The 19,203-nt window shown below is 43.2% G+C and carries 15 protein-coding genes; 7 read left to right on the forward strand and 8 right to left on the reverse strand.

Annotated elements, in window-relative coordinates; translation table 11 throughout:
- Positions 1 to 609 precede the first annotated feature (609 nt).
- The gene (locus tag ACFSCZ_RS06515) at positions 610 to 1,950 is read left to right on the forward strand and encodes an MATE family efflux transporter (protein WP_380773012.1); all 1,341 of its coding nucleotides are present in this window, start codon (positions 610 to 612) and stop codon (positions 1,948 to 1,950) included.
- 154 nt (positions 1,951 to 2,104) lie between these two features.
- Positions 2,105 to 3,517: an aspartate ammonia-lyase gene (aspA, locus tag ACFSCZ_RS06520; RefSeq protein ID WP_380773013.1), complete on the forward strand. Its 1,413-nt coding sequence runs from the start codon at positions 2,105 to 2,107 to the stop codon at positions 3,515 to 3,517.
- Positions 3,518 to 3,865: 348 nt separating this feature from the next.
- Here the strand turns inward: aspA and ACFSCZ_RS06525 are convergent, their stop codons facing one another.
- Complete coding sequence (locus ACFSCZ_RS06525) at positions 3,866 to 4,861, reverse strand: zinc-binding dehydrogenase (protein WP_380773014.1); 996 nt, start codon at positions 4,859 to 4,861, stop codon at positions 3,866 to 3,868.
- A gap of 190 nt (positions 4,862 to 5,051) precedes the next feature.
- Between ACFSCZ_RS06525 and ACFSCZ_RS06530 the strand changes: the two genes are divergently transcribed.
- Entirely contained in the window at positions 5,052 to 5,636 is a 585-nt protein-coding gene (locus ACFSCZ_RS06530) for a class I SAM-dependent methyltransferase (RefSeq protein WP_380773015.1), read from the forward strand.
- Positions 5,637 to 5,698: 62 nt separating this feature from the next.
- Positions 5,699 to 5,944: a hypothetical protein gene (locus ACFSCZ_RS06535; protein ID WP_380773016.1), complete on the forward strand. Its 246-nt coding sequence runs from the start codon at positions 5,699 to 5,701 to the stop codon at positions 5,942 to 5,944.
- Between the two features lie 190 nt (positions 5,945 to 6,134).
- Here the strand turns inward: ACFSCZ_RS06535 and ACFSCZ_RS06540 are convergent, their stop codons facing one another.
- The gene (locus ACFSCZ_RS06540) at positions 6,135 to 7,250 is read right to left on the reverse strand and encodes an NAD(P)/FAD-dependent oxidoreductase (RefSeq protein ID WP_380773017.1); all 1,116 of its coding nucleotides are present in this window, start codon (positions 7,248 to 7,250) and stop codon (positions 6,135 to 6,137) included.
- A gap of 23 nt (positions 7,251 to 7,273) precedes the next feature.
- On the reverse strand, positions 7,274 to 7,951 hold the full coding sequence (locus ACFSCZ_RS06545; protein ID WP_380773018.1) for a DUF421 domain-containing protein: 678 nt from the start codon (positions 7,949 to 7,951) through the stop codon (positions 7,274 to 7,276).
- Between the two features lie 383 nt (positions 7,952 to 8,334).
- On the opposite strand from ACFSCZ_RS06545, the gene ACFSCZ_RS06550 reads away from it, so the two are divergent.
- The gene (locus tag ACFSCZ_RS06550; protein WP_380773019.1) at positions 8,335 to 10,401 is read left to right on the forward strand and encodes a catalase; all 2,067 of its coding nucleotides are present in this window, start codon (positions 8,335 to 8,337) and stop codon (positions 10,399 to 10,401) included.
- A 599-nt stretch (positions 10,402 to 11,000) separates the two neighbouring features.
- On the opposite strand, the gene ACFSCZ_RS06555 is transcribed toward ACFSCZ_RS06550, so the two are convergent.
- The 5 genes from ACFSCZ_RS06555 to ACFSCZ_RS06575 form a co-directional block, all read right to left on the reverse strand.
- Entirely contained in the window at positions 11,001 to 11,846 is an 846-nt protein-coding gene (locus ACFSCZ_RS06555; RefSeq protein WP_380773020.1) for an MBL fold metallo-hydrolase, read from the reverse strand.
- A gap of 215 nt (positions 11,847 to 12,061) precedes the next feature.
- On the reverse strand, positions 12,062 to 13,471 hold the full coding sequence (locus tag ACFSCZ_RS06560; RefSeq protein ID WP_380773021.1) for an amidase: 1,410 nt from the start codon (positions 13,469 to 13,471) through the stop codon (positions 12,062 to 12,064).
- Complete coding sequence (locus tag ACFSCZ_RS06565; protein ID WP_380773022.1) at positions 13,468 to 13,656, reverse strand: hypothetical protein; 189 nt, start codon at positions 13,654 to 13,656, stop codon at positions 13,468 to 13,470. The genes ACFSCZ_RS06560 and ACFSCZ_RS06565 overlap by 4 nt, the downstream gene beginning before the upstream one ends.
- 752 nt (positions 13,657 to 14,408) lie before the next feature.
- A complete protein-coding gene (locus ACFSCZ_RS06570) occupies positions 14,409 to 14,936 on the reverse strand; it encodes a PepSY domain-containing protein (protein WP_380773023.1) in 528 nt (175 codons plus the stop codon).
- A gap of 319 nt (positions 14,937 to 15,255) precedes the next feature.
- Positions 15,256 to 16,662 carry an FMN-binding glutamate synthase family protein gene (locus ACFSCZ_RS06575; RefSeq protein WP_380773024.1) on the reverse strand — a complete coding sequence of 469 codons (1,407 nt, stop codon included), beginning with the start codon at positions 16,660 to 16,662 and terminating at the stop codon, positions 15,256 to 15,258.
- A gap of 138 nt (positions 16,663 to 16,800) precedes the next feature.
- On the opposite strand from ACFSCZ_RS06575, the gene ACFSCZ_RS06580 reads away from it, so the two are divergent.
- Complete coding sequence (locus tag ACFSCZ_RS06580) at positions 16,801 to 17,529, forward strand: YqjF family protein (RefSeq protein WP_380773025.1); 729 nt, start codon at positions 16,801 to 16,803, stop codon at positions 17,527 to 17,529.
- Positions 17,530 to 17,607: 78 nt separating this feature from the next.
- A complete protein-coding gene (locus ACFSCZ_RS06585) occupies positions 17,608 to 19,191 on the forward strand; it encodes a spore germination protein (RefSeq protein WP_380773026.1) in 1,584 nt (527 codons plus the stop codon).
- The last annotated feature ends 12 nt before the right edge of the window (positions 19,192 to 19,203 follow it).

Consider the following 19,203-nt stretch of genomic DNA (forward strand, 5'->3'; position numbering starts at 1 on the left):
ATGTTGTATTGGTCGTCTTGGGAGGCTTAAAGAGCCCGATTGAACGGACTGTATTGTATTTCGGTCTTCATGGAGGATCAAAGAAAGCAAATGAACTGTATGGTTTTTGGTCTCCATGGGGGGATGAGGCTCAAAGAGCCCGAATGAACGCGCATCATGTTGTATTGGTCGCCTTGAGAGATGCAAAGAACCAGAATGAATGGAATGTATGTTTTTTCGTTCGTCATGATGATGGGGTCTAAACGAATGAACGGACTATATTGTATTTCAGTCTTCATGGGGGCGCCCAAATGATGTATGTTTAGACACGGATTCCTGATGGTTTCGATTGCCATCCTTGGTATAAAGCTATTTATTTTCCGCAGCTGCCCGTTCATGTCAATCTTTAAACATTTGCTTAACTACAATACTGCTACCCAATCCGCTCCTTTTAATCAATTGTTTGATTAGCCGGCAAAAACGGATAAAATTGCGTTTTTTCGTAACTTGACAATCTGTAAGACAAGCTAACCATACGTTTGAATCCAAACTCTCAAACGAAAATCATGCTTTTCCCTGCATACTGCATATATAATGAAGGGAGGACTTTCTGGAAAGGATATCGGAACAATGAAACAGCAGGATTTTACAACCGGCCCGATCGGGAAGCAGCTTCTTGCTTTTTCGCTGCCTATTTTAGTGACGAATCTTCTTCAAACGTCTTATCAATTCGTGGACAGCCTCTGGGTCGGGAATTTGCTGGGTGCCAATGCGCTGGGTGCAGTGGCGGTATCCAGTACGGTTATTTTTACGGTGTTATCATTTATTATCGGAGTCAATAATGCCACGCTGACCATTCTTTCCCAACTGAAAGGAAAAGACGATGATGCCAGTCTAAGGAGCTTTGTCAACGCCTTTGTTGTGATTTTAAGCGGCATGGCCATTGCCCTGGGTGCAGCAGGATTTATTTTTGCAATAGATATTTTACAGTTCCTGGGGACACCTCCGTCAATGATTGCGGACGCGGTCCGTTATTTGCAGATTAATTTTCTGGGAATTTTATTTCTATTTGGCTATAACTTTATTTCTACTGTGTTCCGGGCGCTGGGCAACAGCAGGACGCCTGTCCGCTTTGTTTTAATGGCTGTTATTTTAAATGCAGTACTGGACCCGCTGTTCATTCATGTATTTGACTGGGGCATTGATGGGGCCGCATATGCGACGGTCACGGCTCAAGGGACAGCATTCTTCTACGGTCTGATTGTCAGCATCCGCTACAGGCAGATTCCGTTTACCCTGCCCAAGCTTCCAAAGAAAGAGGAAGTCTCCATTATTTTAAAACAAGGGATTCCTTCCGGAATGCAAATGATGGTGATTTCTGCAGGAATGGCCGCCATTATGAGTGTGGTTACTTCATTTGGACCCGATGCTGTGGCGGGATACGGTGCGGCGCAACGGCTGGACAGCATAATTATGTTGCCGGCACACGCATTGGGAACGGCAGTCAATAGTATGGCAGGGCAAAACATTGCCATCAAGCAATGGGACCGTGTTAAGAAAATTACAACGTATGCGCTGCTGCTAAACTTGGCGGCCATGCTGCTGGCAGCCGTCATTATCTTTCTTTTTGCCAAATGGGGAATCCGGATGTTCATTTCCGACGAGGGGGCAGTGGCATTTGGAACGGAATATGTAAAAATCATTGCCTTCTTCTATCCGTTTCTGGGGCTGAATTTTGTATGGAATGGTGTTGTCCGGGCTGCGGGCGCCATGTTCCAGGTACTCCTATTGAATATTGCGTCTTTCTGGGTGCTGAGATTTCCCCTTACTGCCCTTTTTGCCAAATGGCTGGGGGAAAAAGGAATCGGTGTTGGGATTGCTTCCAGTTTTGTCATCAGCAGTCTGTTAGCCTATGCTTATTACCGCTTTGGGAAATGGAGGGAAAAGGAGCTGTTTAAAGAACAAGCTTAATCGTCTGTTAAAAAATAGATTTTGTAATAGGTTGTTTTCAAAAGGTATGGAACATTGTATGATGTAACTATATTGTCAATATCGCCCGGGCTTGAACTTGAGTCCGGGCAGTCTTATATAAAATAAAGACGAATCATAACTGGAGGCGCAAAGAATGAGAGCATCAGTCATGGAAACGCGAGTGGAGAAGGATTTTTTGGGATCAAAAGAAGTGCCTGTCAATGCTTACTACGGGATTCAAACGATCCGGGCCGTTGAGAATTTCCCTATTACAGGTAATAAACTTCACAAAGATTTAATTAAAGCGCTGGCCATTGTAAAAAAAGCGGCCGCTTTAGCCAACACCGAAATAGGCATGCTTCCCGGAGAAATCGGACAGGTGATTGTGGAAGCAGCCCAGGAAGTGATTGAAGGGAAGATGCATGACCAATTTATCGTAGATCCTATCCAGGGCGGCGCTGGCACATCTATGAATATGAATGCCAATGAAGTAATCGCAAACCGGGCTCTTGAATTACTCGGTAAACCAAAAGGGGACTATGCAACCATCAGTCCGAACACTCATGTGAATATGGCGCAATCAACGAATGATACCGTTCCGACTGCCATTCATGTGGCGGTTTTACATGTGCTGGATGGACTGCTGGAAGTCATGGAGGACATGAAGGCTGTTTTTCAAGAGAAGCAAAAGGAATTTGATCATGTAATTAAAATGGGGAGAACCCACCTGCAGGACGCGGTTCCCATCCGGCTTGGCCAGGAGTTCGGTGCGTACAGCCGCGTCATTGAAAGGGATATCAAGCGTATCAGAAGATCTAAAGAGGGACTGTACGAAGTAAACTTGGGAGCAACAGCCGTAGGGACCGGATTGAACGCGGATCCAAAATATATTGAGCTGGCTGTGGACTATTTGCGGGAGATCAGCGGCCTGCCGGTGAAAGCAGCGGAAAACCTCGTGGATGCCACGCAAAATACCGATGCCTATACAGAAGTGTCGGCGGCCTTGAAGATTTGCATGACGAACATGTCCAAAATTGCGAACGATCTGAGATTTATGGCTTCGGGACCAAAAGCAGGTCTGGCAGAAATCAACCTTCCGGCAAGACAGCCGGGCTCGTCGATCATGCCCGGAAAAGTGAATCCGGTGATGGCTGAGCTGATTAATCAGGTGGCATTTCAAGTCATTGGAAATGACCAGACGATCAGCCTTGCTTCTGAAGCGGGACAATTTGAATTGAATGTCATGGGACCTGTACTTGTGTATAACTTGCTGGATTCCATCACCGTCATGACCAACGGTTTTAAAGTATTTACAGAATACTGTGTATCCGGGATTACAGCGAATGAGGACAAGATGAAACACTATGTAGAATCGAGCGTTGGTATAATCACAGCAGTGAATCCGCATATCGGGTACGAAGCTGCCGCTGCCATCGCCAGAGAGGCCCTTCAAACCGGGCGTTCCGTCAGAGAACTGTGTCTCGAACTCGGAATCCTTACAGAAGAACAGCTGGACAACATACTGGATCCATTTGAAATGACAAACCCGGGCATTGCAGGTAAATAAAGTTTTTTCAACAGATGCCTGTGGTCACGCCCCGGAATTTACCGAAAAGAGAATGAGGGACCCTCGCACGAGCGGGGGTTTTTTTTTAAAAGGAAAAATGGAGTTTTGGGGATAGCCGCATGTAAGATGATCCAATCATCCACAGTTATGGATCATCCTTGCCCACAAATTGTGGAAAAGAGGGATCACCGTCATCATTGTCCACAGATGCTACAAGTTTATGGGATTTTTTAATAATAAATGATTCACATTTTAAGTGATAAGAAGTGGAAATAAATCACATTATCCACAAAGTTATCCACTATTGGGCATAAGTAAAGGACGGAGCACCAGGCCCGTCCTTCTTCATTAATCTATTAAGAAACCAACTTTTCCAAACTGCTCTGCTTCCTCCAGACGATTGAAGGCAATTTCATACTTGCTCATCGGAAAAATTGCTTCAATTTCCGGTTTGATCTGATGTTTTTCCATAAATTCTATGACGTCTTTAAATTCTTCAGCACTTCCCATCGTGGAGCCAAGCAAATTGAATTGGCCATAGAAGAAGCTGCGGATATCGATTTGAACTTCATCGCCGGCCGAAGCGCCGAAAGTGACAATCGTACCGCCGGGACGAAGCTGATGAAGAGATTTATTGAAAGTGGCTGCGCCGACTGATTCAATCACCAAGTCTACTTTTTCGCCGCCTAATTGTTCATCCCAGTCGCCATTGCTGTCAATTGCTTTATCTGCGCCCAATTCAAGGGCTCTCCGCCGCTTTTCCTCGGACCGCGAAGTCACATAGACTGTAGCGCCGGCTGCTTTGGCAAATTGTAAAATAAAAGTGATCACGCCGCTTCCAACTCCGGGAAGGAGTACAGTTTGTCCGGCCTGGATCTTACCTCTTGTGAAAAGAGCGCGATAACCCGTCAATGCAGCTAGGCCAAATACGCCTGCTTCTTCCCACATTAAATGCTTAGGTCGTGCCACAGCATTTTCGGCGGGCAAAACAATATATTCGGCGAATGTTCCATGGCCTGGAAGTCCCACAATATCGAAACCTTCAGGAGGAGCGTCACTATTTTCTTTCCATCCTAATCCCGGGTTAATTACGACTTCGTCTCCTGCCCTAACATGAGTAACACCTTCACCGACTGCATCCACAATCCCTGCTCCATCGGATCCAACAATCAAGGGCGGGTCTGTAGGCTTATGGCGTTCGTTGACCACAAATAGATCCCTGTGATTTAAACCGGCTGTTTTTAATTTAATTCGTACTTCTCCGGGACCCGGTTCTCCTATTTCCATCTCGCGTACGGACAAACCATCTATGCCTGCTGCACCTTCATGTACAATCGCTTTCAACAAAATCCCCCCATTTTGTATAAAATTCTAACCTTTCTCATAGTCTATCATACGGATACTGATTACGTGGTACAGGGACTTGAATTTCATATATTTCAACTTTTATAAAATTTTATTGACTGCAGCCCGGCTGTCCGATTAACTGGAGTTACCAGATACAGATGAAAATTTTAAAGAGGGGGACAATCGGTTGGGAGACTTGGGGCAGTTTGGAAAACCCGCAGGGGCTGTTGGAAAGTTTTTTGGCTGGACGATGGATCTATATAATAAGGCAGAGCATGTTGAAACAATAAAACATCTTAATGTCCAGCCGGATGATCAAGTGCTGGAAATTGGTTACGGGACAGGCCAGGCGACGAATTTGGCAGCAGAAAAAATTCAAGATGGAAAAATTTTTGGCGTCGATCATTCGAGCACAATGTTTGAAGTGGCTTCCAGGAGAAACAAGACATGGATTCATCAAGGAACTGTCGATCTTCGAGTAGGTGATGGAGGGAAATTGGATTTCCCCGACGAATTTTTTGATAAGGTTTACAGTATCCACTGCATTTATTTTTGGGATCATCCCGAATCAAATATAAAAGAGATTTATAGAGTGTTAAAGAAGAAGGGGACAGCGGCCATAACGATTCGGACAGGAAAAGGGGAGATCTACCAAAAGTATACAGATACAAGAATAAAGAAATGGCTGGAAAACTGCGGATTTACACATGTGATGATCAACAGGTACGGAAAGAAAAAGCACAAGGCTTCTGTCATTTTGGGCGTAAAGTAATCGAAACAGTGAAACCTTCAACGAACGAGTTCGTATCAATTGTTAAAAGGGAGGAAGAACATATGGAAAAGGAAGACTCAACCCTGCAGTTGTTGAATGAATTGAAAGAGCTGAAGGCAAGGGAAGAAACAAATACAGAATTACTAAAAGAAATAAAAGAAATGAGAACAAAAATGGAAAAACTTGAGCAAGATATCGAGGATATTAAATTTTTTACGCCAAAGCCCGTCGTTACTCCGGCAATGGTCGGTCAGGTAGGCGGAATTATTTTGGGGGCGCTTGTCATCATTGGAATTTTTTGGCTATAGTCTTTTAATATGGAACGTGCAGAACATTGTACGTTTTTTCTTTTTTAATAAAAAAGCCGGAGGAATATACATCGCCAGTGTTGTTTAAAAGTAACTTGCTCATCAGAGAAATGGAGGATGTGATAGAGCAGGAGCAGCTTTATTCTGGAAAAAGCCCCCGCTGCTTGCTTTAACACTCCAGTCAAGGTGTTCACCCCAACGCCCGCTCCACCCTATACAGACTTAAGTCCATCAGCGGCTCCTCTCCCAGTGCCAGCCGCGCAAGCTCGGATCCCAGATAAGGGCCAGCGGTCAGGCCGGTTGCCCCCAATCCGTTTCCGATCCAAATATTTTCAAAGCCGGGCAGCTCTCCTGCCACCGGAGTGGATTCAGGAGTATAGGGGCGGAAGCCAACCTTTGTTTCCAAGATTGTGCTATCCGCAAGTCCGGGAGCCACGCTCAAGGCTTTTTCCAATATTTCATGCACTCCACCGGCTGTAACGCGCAGATCAAAATGAGTGAAGTTTTCATAGGTGGCGCCGGCTACAATTCTTCCATCTTCAAAAGGAACGATGTACTGGCTCCCTGGAGGCATGATCACGGGCCAGTTGTCTGTCCTGGTTTCGGGCAGTTCCATATGGACGATCTGGGCTTTCAAATCTTTTGAACGAAAGTCTACTCCAATGGATTGCATCAGCTCTTGAATCCAGGCCCCCGCCGTAATGACGGCTTTGTCAGCTTTATAAAAGTTGCCATTGGCCTCTGCGCCGGCCACTTTTTTTCCTTCCAATACAAGCCTCGCATCACCGTACACGACCTTTGCTCCCAAACGTTTCGCTGAACGCAATAGAGCATCCCTTAATGCATGTCCTTGAATGCGGGCAGCCCCGCTTACATACACGGCGCCGTATTCTTCTGCCAAAGGGGGAAACAGTGAACGTGTTTCGATCGGGTCCAACAATCGGATTTCACCGATTTCAGGGGCCTCTTCCCGTCTGGTCACCGCCCTTTCCTTCATCTCGAGCAATTTTTCCCGGTCGGTATGCAGGCTGATGGCGCCGGCTCTGACATAGCCGGTTTGGATTTCCCCGGCCTCTTCCAATTCGGAAATCAGTCCAGGGTAAAAAGCTGCCCCTGTTTTTACCAGCTTATACCAGGCTTTGTTCCTCCTTTGTGACAGCCAGGGGCATACAATCCCGGCAGCCGCCTCTGTTGCCTGTCCTTGGTCTTTACGGTCAATGACCGTTACCTCCGCTCCCGTCTTTGCCAGATGATAGGCGGTTGATGCACCAAAAATTCCGGCACCGATGACAATATATTGATCCATGGTTTACATCCTTTTCAATCTCTTTATGAATAGGTTTTTACAAAAAAACCTTTTGCTTCAGACCATTCTGCATACAGAATATGATCAATGCTGGAATATCCTTCTTTCTGCAGCTGTTTGTGGAGCCAGTCTTTGGATTTTCCAATAAATTTAAGCATGTCTTCCTCTATTTTGCCTTCATCCACCAGCAGTATTGTCGGATCCTCATCGTAAACCTTCAACTTCAATATCTCTGCTGTAGGAGGTTCAAAGTCTGCATATTTTTTAATGCTGATGTTCCCGCTGGTTTCAAGATAGATATCACGCACTTCTTCCAGGGAAAAAATTCCCTTTTGCCGAAGCATCGTGCGAAGCTGTTCCATCTCGATATGGTTTTTCTTCATTTTATTGAGGTCCAGTTTACCATTTTTCATCAGTCTGGATGAACTGCCCTTTAGCAACTTTCTCAGCTTCTCATTTTTCATGACAAGCACCTCTACTGTATAAATTAACACAGCCCAAACCACAATGCCAAACAGCATTTGCCAAACCGGCGTTTTATGCTCATAAATGGTTTCTTCCAAGAGCGCTCCTAAAATAAGAGCATAAATAAAGTCGAATGGAGTAAATTGTCCCATCTCTTTCTTTCCGAGAAGCCTGGTCACCACAAGAAGAGCGCCAAGCCCAATAATTAATTTAAGGGTAATTTGCAAATAATCCATTGTTTTTTATCACCTCTATGTTCCCTATACCACAGGGAAGCGGTGAGTAAGCATTTAAGAGGTATGAGAAAAACTTGGGTGGATGGCAGAAAAGCCACCCCCAACAGTCTGTGGGATAAATATTATGGATCAATGTAACTGCCCTATCTTTAGTTTTACATCAAACTATTTAAGGTTGTTTTTTAACTTTTGGCCAGCTGATTAAAGACAGCTGACCTTTAAAGCTTAACTGGCTTAAGACAGTCATTATGGGATACAGGGTTCTGAAAAAAAACTGTAACTCTCGATTAACGGGCGCTAATTTAGAATTAGGTATAGATTAACTTTTTGTCAAATATGTATATAAAAGTACTTAAAATCTATCCGCGTAGGATGGTGATATTATGGACATGGAAAATACACCTTCCAGAAATAAGCCTGTTGATAAGAAAGATGAACAACTCGAACAATACCGTCATAAAAATACAGGTCCCGGCAAGAAGATGACCGATGACCATGGTACAAGAGTTTCTAATAGCCGAACAACATTAAGAGCAGGAAAACGAGGACCAACACTATTACAAGACTTTCATTATTATAAAAAACAGACGCACTTTGATCGCGAAAGAATACCGGAGAAAGTTGTTCATGCAAGAGGGTTTAATGTGTATGGAGATTTTGAGGCCTATAAACCAATGAAACATGTGACACGAGCTCATTTCCTTGGTAAGGCAGGACGTAAAACTCCCGTAAATGTTCGATTTTCTACTTTCCAAGGAAGTAAAGGATCGAAAGACACAGCTGTAGATATCCGAGGGTTTGCTACAAAGTTTTACACGCAAGAAGGAAATTACGATATGTTATCACTCCAATTTCCTGTCTTTATTGTTGCCGATGGAATGAAATTTATGGATGTCGTTCATGCAGCAAAACCAAACCCGCGCGATGAAATTCCGCAGGCCACGACGGCACATGATAACTTTTGGGACTATGTCGCAAACAACCAGGAAAGCGCCCATATGGTGATGTGGCTGATGTCCATGAGGGGCCGTCCCAGAAGTTGGCGGATGATGGCAGGCTGGCCCATTAATACATTTTGGTTTGTGAATGAACGAGGAAAAGGTACTTTCGTCCGGTTTAAATGGATTCCTAAACTAGGTGTTCATTCTTTGCTGCTTGATGAAGCCAATGTGATCGGAGGGGTTGATCCCGACTTCCATCGCCGAGATATAATTGAAGCGATTCAAAAAGGTGCCTACCCTGAATATGAACTTGGCATCCAGCTGATTAGTCAGGAAGATGAATTTAAGTATGATTTTGATGTCTTAGATAATACGAAACTTTGGCCGGAAGAAATCGTCCCTCTTGAAGTTATCGGTAAGATGACGCTAAATCGGCTTATTGATAATTTCTTTGCCGAGGGAGAACAATCTGCCTTTGACCCTGCGAATGTAGTTCCAGGAATCGACTTCACGAATGACCCTGTTTTACAGGCCAGGGCGATTGCGTATCGGGATACCGAATTGCACCGTCATCATTCTGCTAATTTTGAAGAACTACCCGTAAATAAACCGATTGTCAAAACAAATTATAACTTGAGAGACAGTTATCTGAGGTACCGGATTGATGTGGATTCCGTACATTTTCATAACAATTCATTAGCTGGAAACACACCTGCCGAAGCAACTCCGGAAGAAGGAGGCTATGTCCATTTACCAGAGGAAGTGGACGGCCACATTACAAGAGAAATCCCAAGTGACTCCTTTACGGACTTTTTTTCACAGCCAAGAATGTTTTGGAACAGTTTATCATCCATTGAGAGAGAAGACCTTACAGAATGTCTTCTTTATCATCTTCAGTATGTTAAAAGTAAATCGGTCAGACAGCAAAATGTTGATATGTGGGCAAATGTAGATATACGTTTGGCAACTGTTTTAGCAGAGAAATTAGGGGTAAATCCGCCTAAAGGACCGCATGTACCTGTTGATGCAAGCTACCCATCCCTTAGCCAGTTAAATACACCGCATTCAGCTGCTACACAAAAAGTGGGGGTTCTAATTGGTAATCGCTTTAATGGCAGCGAAGTAAAAAATACTTTAAATTCCTTAGAACAAAGCGGGGTATTTATGGATATTATAGGCGAACAACTTGGCTTTGTTACCGGATTAGACGGAACTGAAATAGAGGTAAACGAAACGTTTCTTACTAAATATTCCGTTCTTTACGATGCACTTTACGTGGTTGGCGGAAAAGCTCAGAATCAAGCCAAATTCATGCAAGACATACGGGAATTTGTTTATGAGGCCTATAAACACTTTAAACCAATTGGTGTTGCAACCACTGGGCAATCTTTTATAAGAACGTCTAAAAATAATAACCTGGAGGGCGTTGTTTTTTCGGAAAATAACCCTAATTTCGAAAAGGATTTTATCACTGCCATTAGTACACATCGTTTTTGGAATAGAATGTAGTTTATTGATTTTTGGTAACTTAAAGGGATACGAAAACGAGTTGAATGAAATTACAAAGGGTTAGATTAAATGAAGTGATTTTATATTATAAGCTGGTTGACCTATCGCTTTTAATATAAAATAAGTATCAAACCTAACCTTTTTTAGGAAAGGAGCGAGTTAGGGTTAAGGAAGCCCCAATCTGCCTACAGAAAATGGGCGAATCGGAGAAAGGCAGAAATAACAACAAGGGTTTGCAGGAAAGGGGAGGGCTTAACGGATCTCAGAAAAGACAATTCCGTTGTTCCTAACCCAATAAAAATCAATTAAATTTTATCCACTTTCCTATGAAACGTACACATCCAGTGTACCCACAGCAAATGTTTTTCGGACATAATCTTTAGATAAAATCTGAAGGTGAAAGCAATAATTGTTCCCAGTCCAAGCCCCCTGCATGTTTAAATCGATTCAAAAAGCAGTAGAAAAAAGCCCAAGAGAAAACGATAAAAAAGTTCCTCTTAGGGCTTTTATCCTTTCGTAACACAGCAAAGCTATGAGTTTTCCCTTGGTATTAATTTCGGTAAATTAATCAAGTTTGGATACTTAACGAAATATCTAGCCTAGTTTACATACTTTCCATAATCAGGTTTAGCGATTTCATCAAAGTTTTCAACTAACCTTTGAAGATTATCTGTTAGTATCTCACCCGTCATTGGTAGTCCATGACCAGTAACAGCTACAGTTGGTTTTAACGAAGCCAAAGTTTTAACCGAATCTTTTGCTGCATTCCAGTCTGTTGTTAAATACCTTGGAGGTCCACTAATTTCCTGCTCTTGGGTTAAAACTTTATAGAGATATTCTTGTTTAACCGTAACAAAAGCATCCCCTGCGATTAAAGCCCTGTCTCTTTCTCTAAACAATGAAACATGCCCAGGAGAATGTCCAGGAGTATGAATCCACTTAAATCCTGCCATATGAGGTACCGTTCCATCGGCGGGAAACGGTTTGATGTTCGTTCCCAAATCAATTGGTTCGTTCGGGAACATGGGTGACATCTTTGCTACCATACCACCTTCAACCGTTGGATCCGGCTCTGGGTAACTCATTTTTCCTGTTAAAAAAGGAAGCTCTAACTCATGAGCATAAACAGGAATATTCCAGTGTTTCACTAATTCAACCACAGCTCCAACATGATCAAAATGACCGTGAGTTAAAATGATTGCCTTAGGCTTACTGTTTTGTCCAAATCGGTTCTCAATAGCTGAGATAATTTCCTGCGCGGACTCAGGCATTCCCGCATCAACCAATACAAAATCTTTTGTATTTGGGTCCCCTACCAAGTGAATATTAACGATTTGTACAGTATGACAGAAAATGTCTGGCAGTACCTCAATACCCACGCCGCTTCCAACCGAAGTTGTAGGAATGTACTTATAATCACTGCCATAATTCATTTGTTTGTCCATAAAGTTACCTCCATATAGTGAAATACATAGTTAGTTTTCCTTATAATGAATACATTATTTTCTTTTTAAAAGGTAATTTTTGGACATTTAAGAAATGGATACGTTATTTTGAAAGTCAGTTGTATTTTAGTAAAAAACAGGTAGTTACCAATCAAAGGTATTAGCCTGTGACTTGCCGCCTAACAGGCTGCTTTTACTGAAATTCGGATATGTGCTCAAGAGTTAAAAACCTCAGCATGATTAGTTCGATAACTCAACGGATTTGTACTCTCCCAGGCATACCCCATTTGAAATAGTAATTGTTCAGAAAAATGTTTTCCAATCAATTGCATACCTGCAGGAAGTCCCTTAGAATCGAGTCCCATTGGAACACATAAGCTCGGTATTCCTGTTAAATTGGCAGGGACAGTAAATGGCAAACCGTTTCTTACGACTTCCAAATTTTGACTAACCCAATTCTTACTGAATGCGGGAGTCGTGATAGGGGTAGTTGGGCCTAATATGGTATCAACATCCTTAAAGGCTTCATTAAATGCCTTTGTTAGCCTTCTTCGGGCTTGCTGGGCTCTGAGGTATTTTGGTGTAGGCAGCAATGAACCGGATAAAAGGAGAGCCCGACTGTCAGCTGCATAATCCTGTAAATGAGTCTGTAGCCATTGTTGATGAATGGTGGCACCTTCTCCTGTTGCAGTCGCGTAGCCAGAAAATGTTGCCAAAGATAATTCTGGCATCACTATTTCTCTTACTTCTGCTCCCAAAGCCTTTAGGGTTGATATCGCATGGGTAAAGAGTTTTTCTATATCTGGTTCTAATCCCTCTAAATAGTAAGTAGGAATACCAATTTTTAAACCTCTGATCCCTTTACCTAGATTAGCGGTGTAATCTTTAAAAGGTACATTCAGGCTTAGAGGGTCTTTGGGGTCATAGCCTGCCATGGAGTTAAGCATTAACGCCAAATCCGAAACTGACCGTGCGAATGGGCCTCCATCATCCATGGAAAGGGTTGTCGGGACAATCCCATAGGTACTAACAAGCCCAATTGTAGGCTTTAATCCGTAAACGCCACACATAGCCGCAGGTATCCGATTAGAACCCCACGTATCGGTTCCAGTTGCAAGCGTTGCCATACCCGCGGCTAACGCGGCGGCACTGCCACTGCTTGATCCACCTGTCATATAATGCGTGTTCCAAGGGTTTCGTACAGCACCATAAGTCGGGTTAATCCCGGTTGAACCAAGCCCAAGTTGATGCATGTTTAGCTTTCCTAACATAATTCCGCCGGATCCTAATAGTTTTTTTACTGTTGTTGCCGTTTTATTGGGGATATAATTTGCAAAAATCTTTTCCCCAGAAGTAGTCCGAATCCCTTTTGTTTCAAAATTGTCTTTGATGCCGATTGGTATCCCGTGGAGAGGTCCCTTATATTGACCCTGCATAATGCTGTTTTCTGCTTCTTTTGCCTGCTTGAGGGCTAACTCATTTAGTTTTGTAATATACGAATTTATGATAGGATCGATTTTCTCCATCCGGTTTAATAGATGTTTTGTTAATTCTACAGGGGACAGCTGCCTTGTTTGTATGAGTGGCGATAGTTCTGTTGCTGGTAAGTACGCTAAATCAGTCATGGCACCAACAACTCCTTATCAAAAATGGTTATGGGGTTTTCAAAGTTAAGACTTGGAAGTTTTTTTAGCGGTGCTTCCGCCTGATTGATTATAGAGAGTATGTTATAAATATGGTGTATTTCATTTTCGTTAACAGGTATTCCTTGTAAATATAATCCTTGAGCCAAATAACTTTTATAATCCACTACATTTTTCCTCCTGATGTATTATTCGGATTGACTTTTCTCTCAGTCTGGGTAAGTAGATGTAACCACTATATGCCGTTGTTATAAGAAAGTTCCGGAAAATATGCTGTTAAATATCTCGTTGGGGGTTATCATAGACAAACTGCATCGGTTCTTTTGATTTTTAGTTAGAAACCGTGTGTAGCAAAGTCATTTGAAGGGAAAAGAGACATATGAAGAGGTGATTGCATAAAAAGGTTGGGGAATCAGCTTATATAGGGATTGAACTTGGGCATTATAGGCTATTATCTTTCTTTATCACTTGGTTATTATTAAGCAAAATACAGGCAGAAAATTGGAAATATAAACGGAGTGCTTATTCTACCCCTATATTTCCGCAAGCTTTCATCTAGCCCAAAATATCAATAATCAGTCCAATCATTCGTCGTTTGAAATGCTTTGAATAAGTGAGTACTTAAGAGGAAATTGAACAAATCTGAGTGTATGTGGCATATAAATAGCGGTTTCATTTGGAAATTTTGGGTTTACATTCATTTATGAATAACCAGGGCTTTATGTGGAAAGGTGACCATGATAGGCCCCTATGCCAGGCAAGCTATGAGTTTGCCGTGCTGACCATAGAAGCCTCATGATACATATGCATAAAAATACACAGATAATCTGGTTTTCTTAATTACATTTCATACAAAAGTTCATTGCTAAATTCAATCTGAGAAGTTTAGTTTAAAGCACTCTTGGCTCGTTCTGTTTACTTAGTCATCCTTCCGGTCTACTTCTTTCCCAATGATTTTCCCGCTGTTTGCATCTATTTTGATTTCCACTTCATTTTTTCCAGTTTTAATTTCAATCTCATAGTGACCATCATCATATTCAGCCTCTTTCACTTCTCCGGGTGTATCTTTCAAGGCTGTTTCTACTGCTTCTTCAAGGGAAATGAAGGAATTGTTACTTGCAGGATGATCATTTTCATCATCGTCCTCTTTGTCTGCCTCCAAAATTTCACCTGTCACCGCATGGATGTCCAAATCGATCTCACCTTGGTCCTCCAGCACTAATTCTATCTCGTAAACGTAATGGCCATCGTCCTTTTCCAGTTCAATTTCTTTTAGTTTGCCTCCAAATTGGTTCAATGCGATTTTCTTTGCTTCTTCATCTGTAATAAAGTTTGCTTTTTTTGCTGCATGAGTATGATCTGATTTTGAAGCTGCACCTACTCCGATGGCTCCGCCTAAAACAATCAATCCCGCAATCGTTCCAGTCAACAATTTTCTTTTCATCATGGTTGCTGTCCCTCCTCTTTGTTCTAATTTCATCTTACTTACTGAATATGAGGGATTTCTGATAAGAAAATGAGAAATTGATGAGAAAGAGGCCATTGCATATACATGCAGAGAAATCACAAAGCGGGAATGTGTTAATTTGACGGCAGAACTCTCAATCTGATCAAATCCGGCTTTCAGTGATGAATAGATTAGTCTTCTACAGTTCAAAAGCAGATCGGAACATGATCGGGCGAGAAAAGCGTAATTTACTTACTTTTTCTCGCCTGAACCATTCATTTCACACTAAAAACTTTTGAACTGAAAGTACCTCCCTAAATTATTTCTTCTTTACCGGCCATTCCCGAAACGTAAACGGTATACCGATCATCCTTGCCGTCAGTTCATCGTAGGAAACCAGGTCCTTTCGGGAGAGTTCATCTAATGATCGCTTTCCCATGGCGCGCAGAGCTTCTTTCATTTCCTCTATGCTGGCGGTCAGGAATTTTTCTGCAGAACGGGTTCCTTCCTCCACCTTGAATTGATTGATGTGTTTTCCTTCATGCCAGACGATTTGGGTCGGCGGTTCGAAGGGGAGGGCGCGTGTAACCTGAGTATGGGAAACGGCATATAACATGACCGATCCTAAGTAGACTGCGTCAGCTCCGAGTGCCAATACTTTTAAAAAGTGTCCCGGTACCATGAGCCCTCCTGAGACAATCAAACTGACCCGTCCTTTCATCTTTCTTTTTGTCAGGTGGTTTGCTGCCCTTACGACCGCATGCAAAGTTGGAATACCAAAATCATCGGCCATTATGGGAGGACCAGAGTGGGTGGCTGCCTGTGCGCCGTCCACCGCAATGAAATCAACACCCATTTCCAGAAGGTGATCGATGTCTTCTTCAATTTTTCCGCCAGCACCAATTTTTGCACCGATAGGCACGCCGCCTGATAGGTCGCGCAATTCCTTCACGAGTTCCTTCAAATCCTTTAAAGTCTGATTGTCAAAAAAATGTTCATGGATGACTGCTATTTCATCTTTTTTTAAGTTCATGATCTCCCGGGCTTTGCCAGTCAAGTTTTCTGGAGAAATTTTTGTACCCATCCCCATTTTAGCTCCTTGCCCCAGCTTAATTTCAATCATGTCCGCCTGTTTAATCAACTTTTCTTCTTTTCCCCATTCCGTTTTGGAAAATTGAAGAATGTATTTTCCGGCCGCTTTCAACTCTTCATCCAAAACGGGGCCTTCACCGGAATTGATGGCTGTGCCTGCCTTATTGGCTGCACCGGCTAAAGCAATCCTGGCTTGTTCGCTGAGTCCCACGCCAAAGGCCATGCCGCTGATCATTAACGGAATTTTAATTGTCATTGGTTTTTTGGCCCTGGGTCCAATCGTAACACTGACATCTACATTTTCTTCACCTGAAACCGGAAATGGAGTAGTCTGTGCAGGCAGAAATGTAATGGTATCCAAATGCGGCCAGGTTTTGGACGAGCCAAGAGGGCGGTGCAGCAGATCCCCTGTAGCTGAACGCAGATTATTTTCCAGGACATTCTGAATGCCAATGTGCCTAAGGCCGGGAAGCAGTTCAATGAGGTTCTCCTGGTAGCTGTCGGAGAAGAGAATTTTTGTACTCCCTTTAACCACTTTTTTTGCGATCCAACGCCAGAACAAAAGTCCAAATAACATTCCGATAAACATGAGAACAACTAGCACAAAGGTGATATAGGACAATATTTGAGCCACATACTTGTCCTCCAAACTTTTTCGAATTTGTCTTTGTATTCTTCCTCAGAAGGGAAGAAAGTATGTCCAATGAAGCTTGGTATAGATTACCGGCCATTGCACACATTAATTGTAAACGCTGGAAAGGAAGGGAAGATCATGGACTTATACAAAGAAACCGCCCACCGTCCAATTCCGCTTCCGCCGAACAATTGGATCATGCGGCAGTCATGGCGAAATGCGCTGTTTCTCCATTGGCCGGTCCATCCGAACCAGCTGCAGCCGCTTCTTCCATCCTCCGTCGTGATCGATACATATGAAGGCTCTGCCTGGATCGGTATTGTGGCTTTTTGGATGAAAGGGATTTACTTTCGCGGGATACCCTTTCTTTCTGTAATCCCTCCCTTTGCCGAAATGAATGTTCGTACATATGTCCGTTATAATGGGAAGCCGGGTGTCTTTTTCATTACGTTGGACGTCGGAGACTGGGCTTCCCTGAATATCGCAAAAAAGTGGTATCGGCTGCCGTATCATACGGCGGATGTTCAGATTCAGCAGACAGGCTCCGTCATTTCCTATACGAACGCCCGCAAATATGAGCCTGTATTTTTCGAAGGAAGCTGTACTCCGGCTTCAGAAGTGTTTTTTCCGAAAGAGGGAACGCTGGATCATTTTCTCACTGAGAAATATTGCTTTTACACCACCAAAAATAAACAGGATCTCTATCACGGAGATATCCATCATCAGCCATGGCCGCTGCAAAAAGCAGAAATAGAGATTGGCAAAAACACACTTTTATCAACATTAAATATCCGTGCGGATGAGAGGCCCATTGCTCATTTTTCTAAAGGAGTCGATTCCCTCATGTGGAACGTAAAAAAACTGTAAAAACCGCCATTTTATCTGAATAATAAGGGCTTTTTGTAGAACGATAGGAAAGAAGACATTGGAACGGAGGGGACAGGCTTGATACGAAATGTGCAAAAATTGCTAAGAAAAAAAGGCAATCAAACAAGTCCTGTTCAAAAAGAGCAACCGCCTTCCCATCTGCAGGAAAGACTGGCAACAAGCCTGGAGGAAAACGAACAGGCACTCCGGTCAATCTATGCGGACTGCTCCGATGTTGTCTTTAGAGATTTTACCTTTTTCGGACATGTTTCTGGCATGGTCATCTATATTGGGGGCCTTACGGATCTGGAGCTGCTGGATGGAGACATTCTGAAGTCGCTGTTGAAGAAAAACAGCGAAAAGCCAAAAGGATCAATGATTTCGCTCATTGAAAATACCATTTCCTCAACAAAGTTAGAGAAAATCGACCAATTGTCAGACTGTATTAAAGCAATTTCAACCGGAAATGTCCTTTTACTGGTGGACGGTGCAGATAAAGCTTTTTCACTCGGTCTTACAAAATTTCAAAAAAGGGCTATTGAGGAACCGGATGCAGAAAAGGTGATCAGAGGGCCACGCGAAGGGTTTATAGAGTCACTTGAAGTAAACACTTCATTGCTTCGCAGGATCATTAAAAGCCCGGCGCTGAAATTAAAAAAGATAAGAATTGGACGATATACGAAAACGGCCATCATCCTTGCCTATATTGAAGGGATTGCTGAGCCAAAATTGATAGAGGAGATGGAAAGCAGGCTGCACAGAATTGACATCGATGGAGTACTGGAAAGTGAGTATATTGAAGAGATGATTGAAGATAACCCAAATTCTCCTTTTCCGCAGATCCTGTCAACGGAGCGGCCGGATGTAGTGAGTGCTCATTTGCTGGAAGGGCGTGCAGCAATACTGACCGACGGAACTCCTCATGCCTTAATTGCTCCCGTTACGTTTTTTTCCATGTTGCAGGCGCCGGATGATTACTACGAACGCTATATCGTTGGCACACTTGTCCGGTGGATGAGATATGTCCTTATTATAGCCTCACTATTACTCCCTTCCCTTTATGTTGCCATCACTACGTATCATCAGGAGATGATACCTGACACATTGCTCTTAACCATTGCCAGTGCAAGGGAGAGCGTGCCCTATCCGGCTTTGGTGGAAGTTATACTGATGGAGGTCATGCTTGAAGCCCTTCGTGAAGCGGGGGTCAGGCTGCCCAATCAAATTGGAGCTGCCGTAAGTATTGTCGGTGCCTTGGTGATCGGACAGTCAGCCGTACAGGCCGGTTTGGTATCCGCACCAATGGTCATCGTGGTGGCAACAACAGCGATTGCTTCTTTCCTGGTCCCAAGATATGTTGTAGGATATGCCTTCCGGTATCTTCGTTTTCCATTCATTTTTCTAGCCGGAACACTTGGTATTCTGGGTATCATGTTGGGAGTGTTAGTCATGATTATTCATTTGTGTTCACTCCGATCCTTTGGAGAGACTTATTTACAGCCTTTAGCTCCTTTGAAAAAGCGAGAGCTGAAAGATGTCCTCTGGAGATCACCTTTTTGGATGATGGAAAAGCGGCCTCAATTCAACAAGAATATCAATGTACAGCGGCAAACGCCTAACCTTCAGCCCGGTCCCTATCGTCCGGGTGAAACGGACAGTTAGCCGGGACGGTGA

It is taken from the genome of Siminovitchia sediminis, from assembly GCF_042680885.1.
Taxonomy (GTDB): domain Bacteria; phylum Bacillota; class Bacilli; order Bacillales; family Bacillaceae_C; genus Siminovitchia; species Siminovitchia sediminis.

Excerpts from the sequence above, each read along its gene's own strand:
- ACFSCZ_RS06545 (WP_380773018.1), bottom strand. The coding sequence starts at position 7,951 with ATGGATTATTTGCAAATTACCCTTAAATTAATTATTGGGCTTGGCGCT.
- ACFSCZ_RS06540 (WP_380773017.1), bottom strand. The coding sequence starts at position 7,250 with ATGGATCAATATATTGTCATCGGTGCCGGAATTTTTGGTGCATCAACC.
- ACFSCZ_RS06570 (WP_380773023.1), bottom strand. The coding sequence starts at position 14,936 with ATGATGAAAAGAAAATTGTTGACTGGAACGATTGCGGGATTGATTGTT.
- aspA (WP_380773013.1), top strand. The coding sequence starts at position 2,105 with ATGAGAGCATCAGTCATGGAAACGCGAGTGGAGAAGGATTTTTTGGGA.
- ACFSCZ_RS06515 (WP_380773012.1), top strand. The coding sequence starts at position 610 with ATGAAACAGCAGGATTTTACAACCGGCCCGATCGGGAAGCAGCTTCTT.
- ACFSCZ_RS06550 (WP_380773019.1), top strand. The coding sequence starts at position 8,335 with ATGGACATGGAAAATACACCTTCCAGAAATAAGCCTGTTGATAAGAAA.
- ACFSCZ_RS06580 (WP_380773025.1), top strand. The coding sequence starts at position 16,801 with ATGGACTTATACAAAGAAACCGCCCACCGTCCAATTCCGCTTCCGCCG.
- ACFSCZ_RS06555 (WP_380773020.1), bottom strand. The coding sequence starts at position 11,846 with ATGGACAAACAAATGAATTATGGCAGTGATTATAAGTACATTCCTACA.
- ACFSCZ_RS06535 (WP_380773016.1), top strand. The coding sequence starts at position 5,699 with ATGGAAAAGGAAGACTCAACCCTGCAGTTGTTGAATGAATTGAAAGAG.
- ACFSCZ_RS06560 (WP_380773021.1), bottom strand. The coding sequence starts at position 13,471 with ATGACTGATTTAGCGTACTTACCAGCAACAGAACTATCGCCACTCATA.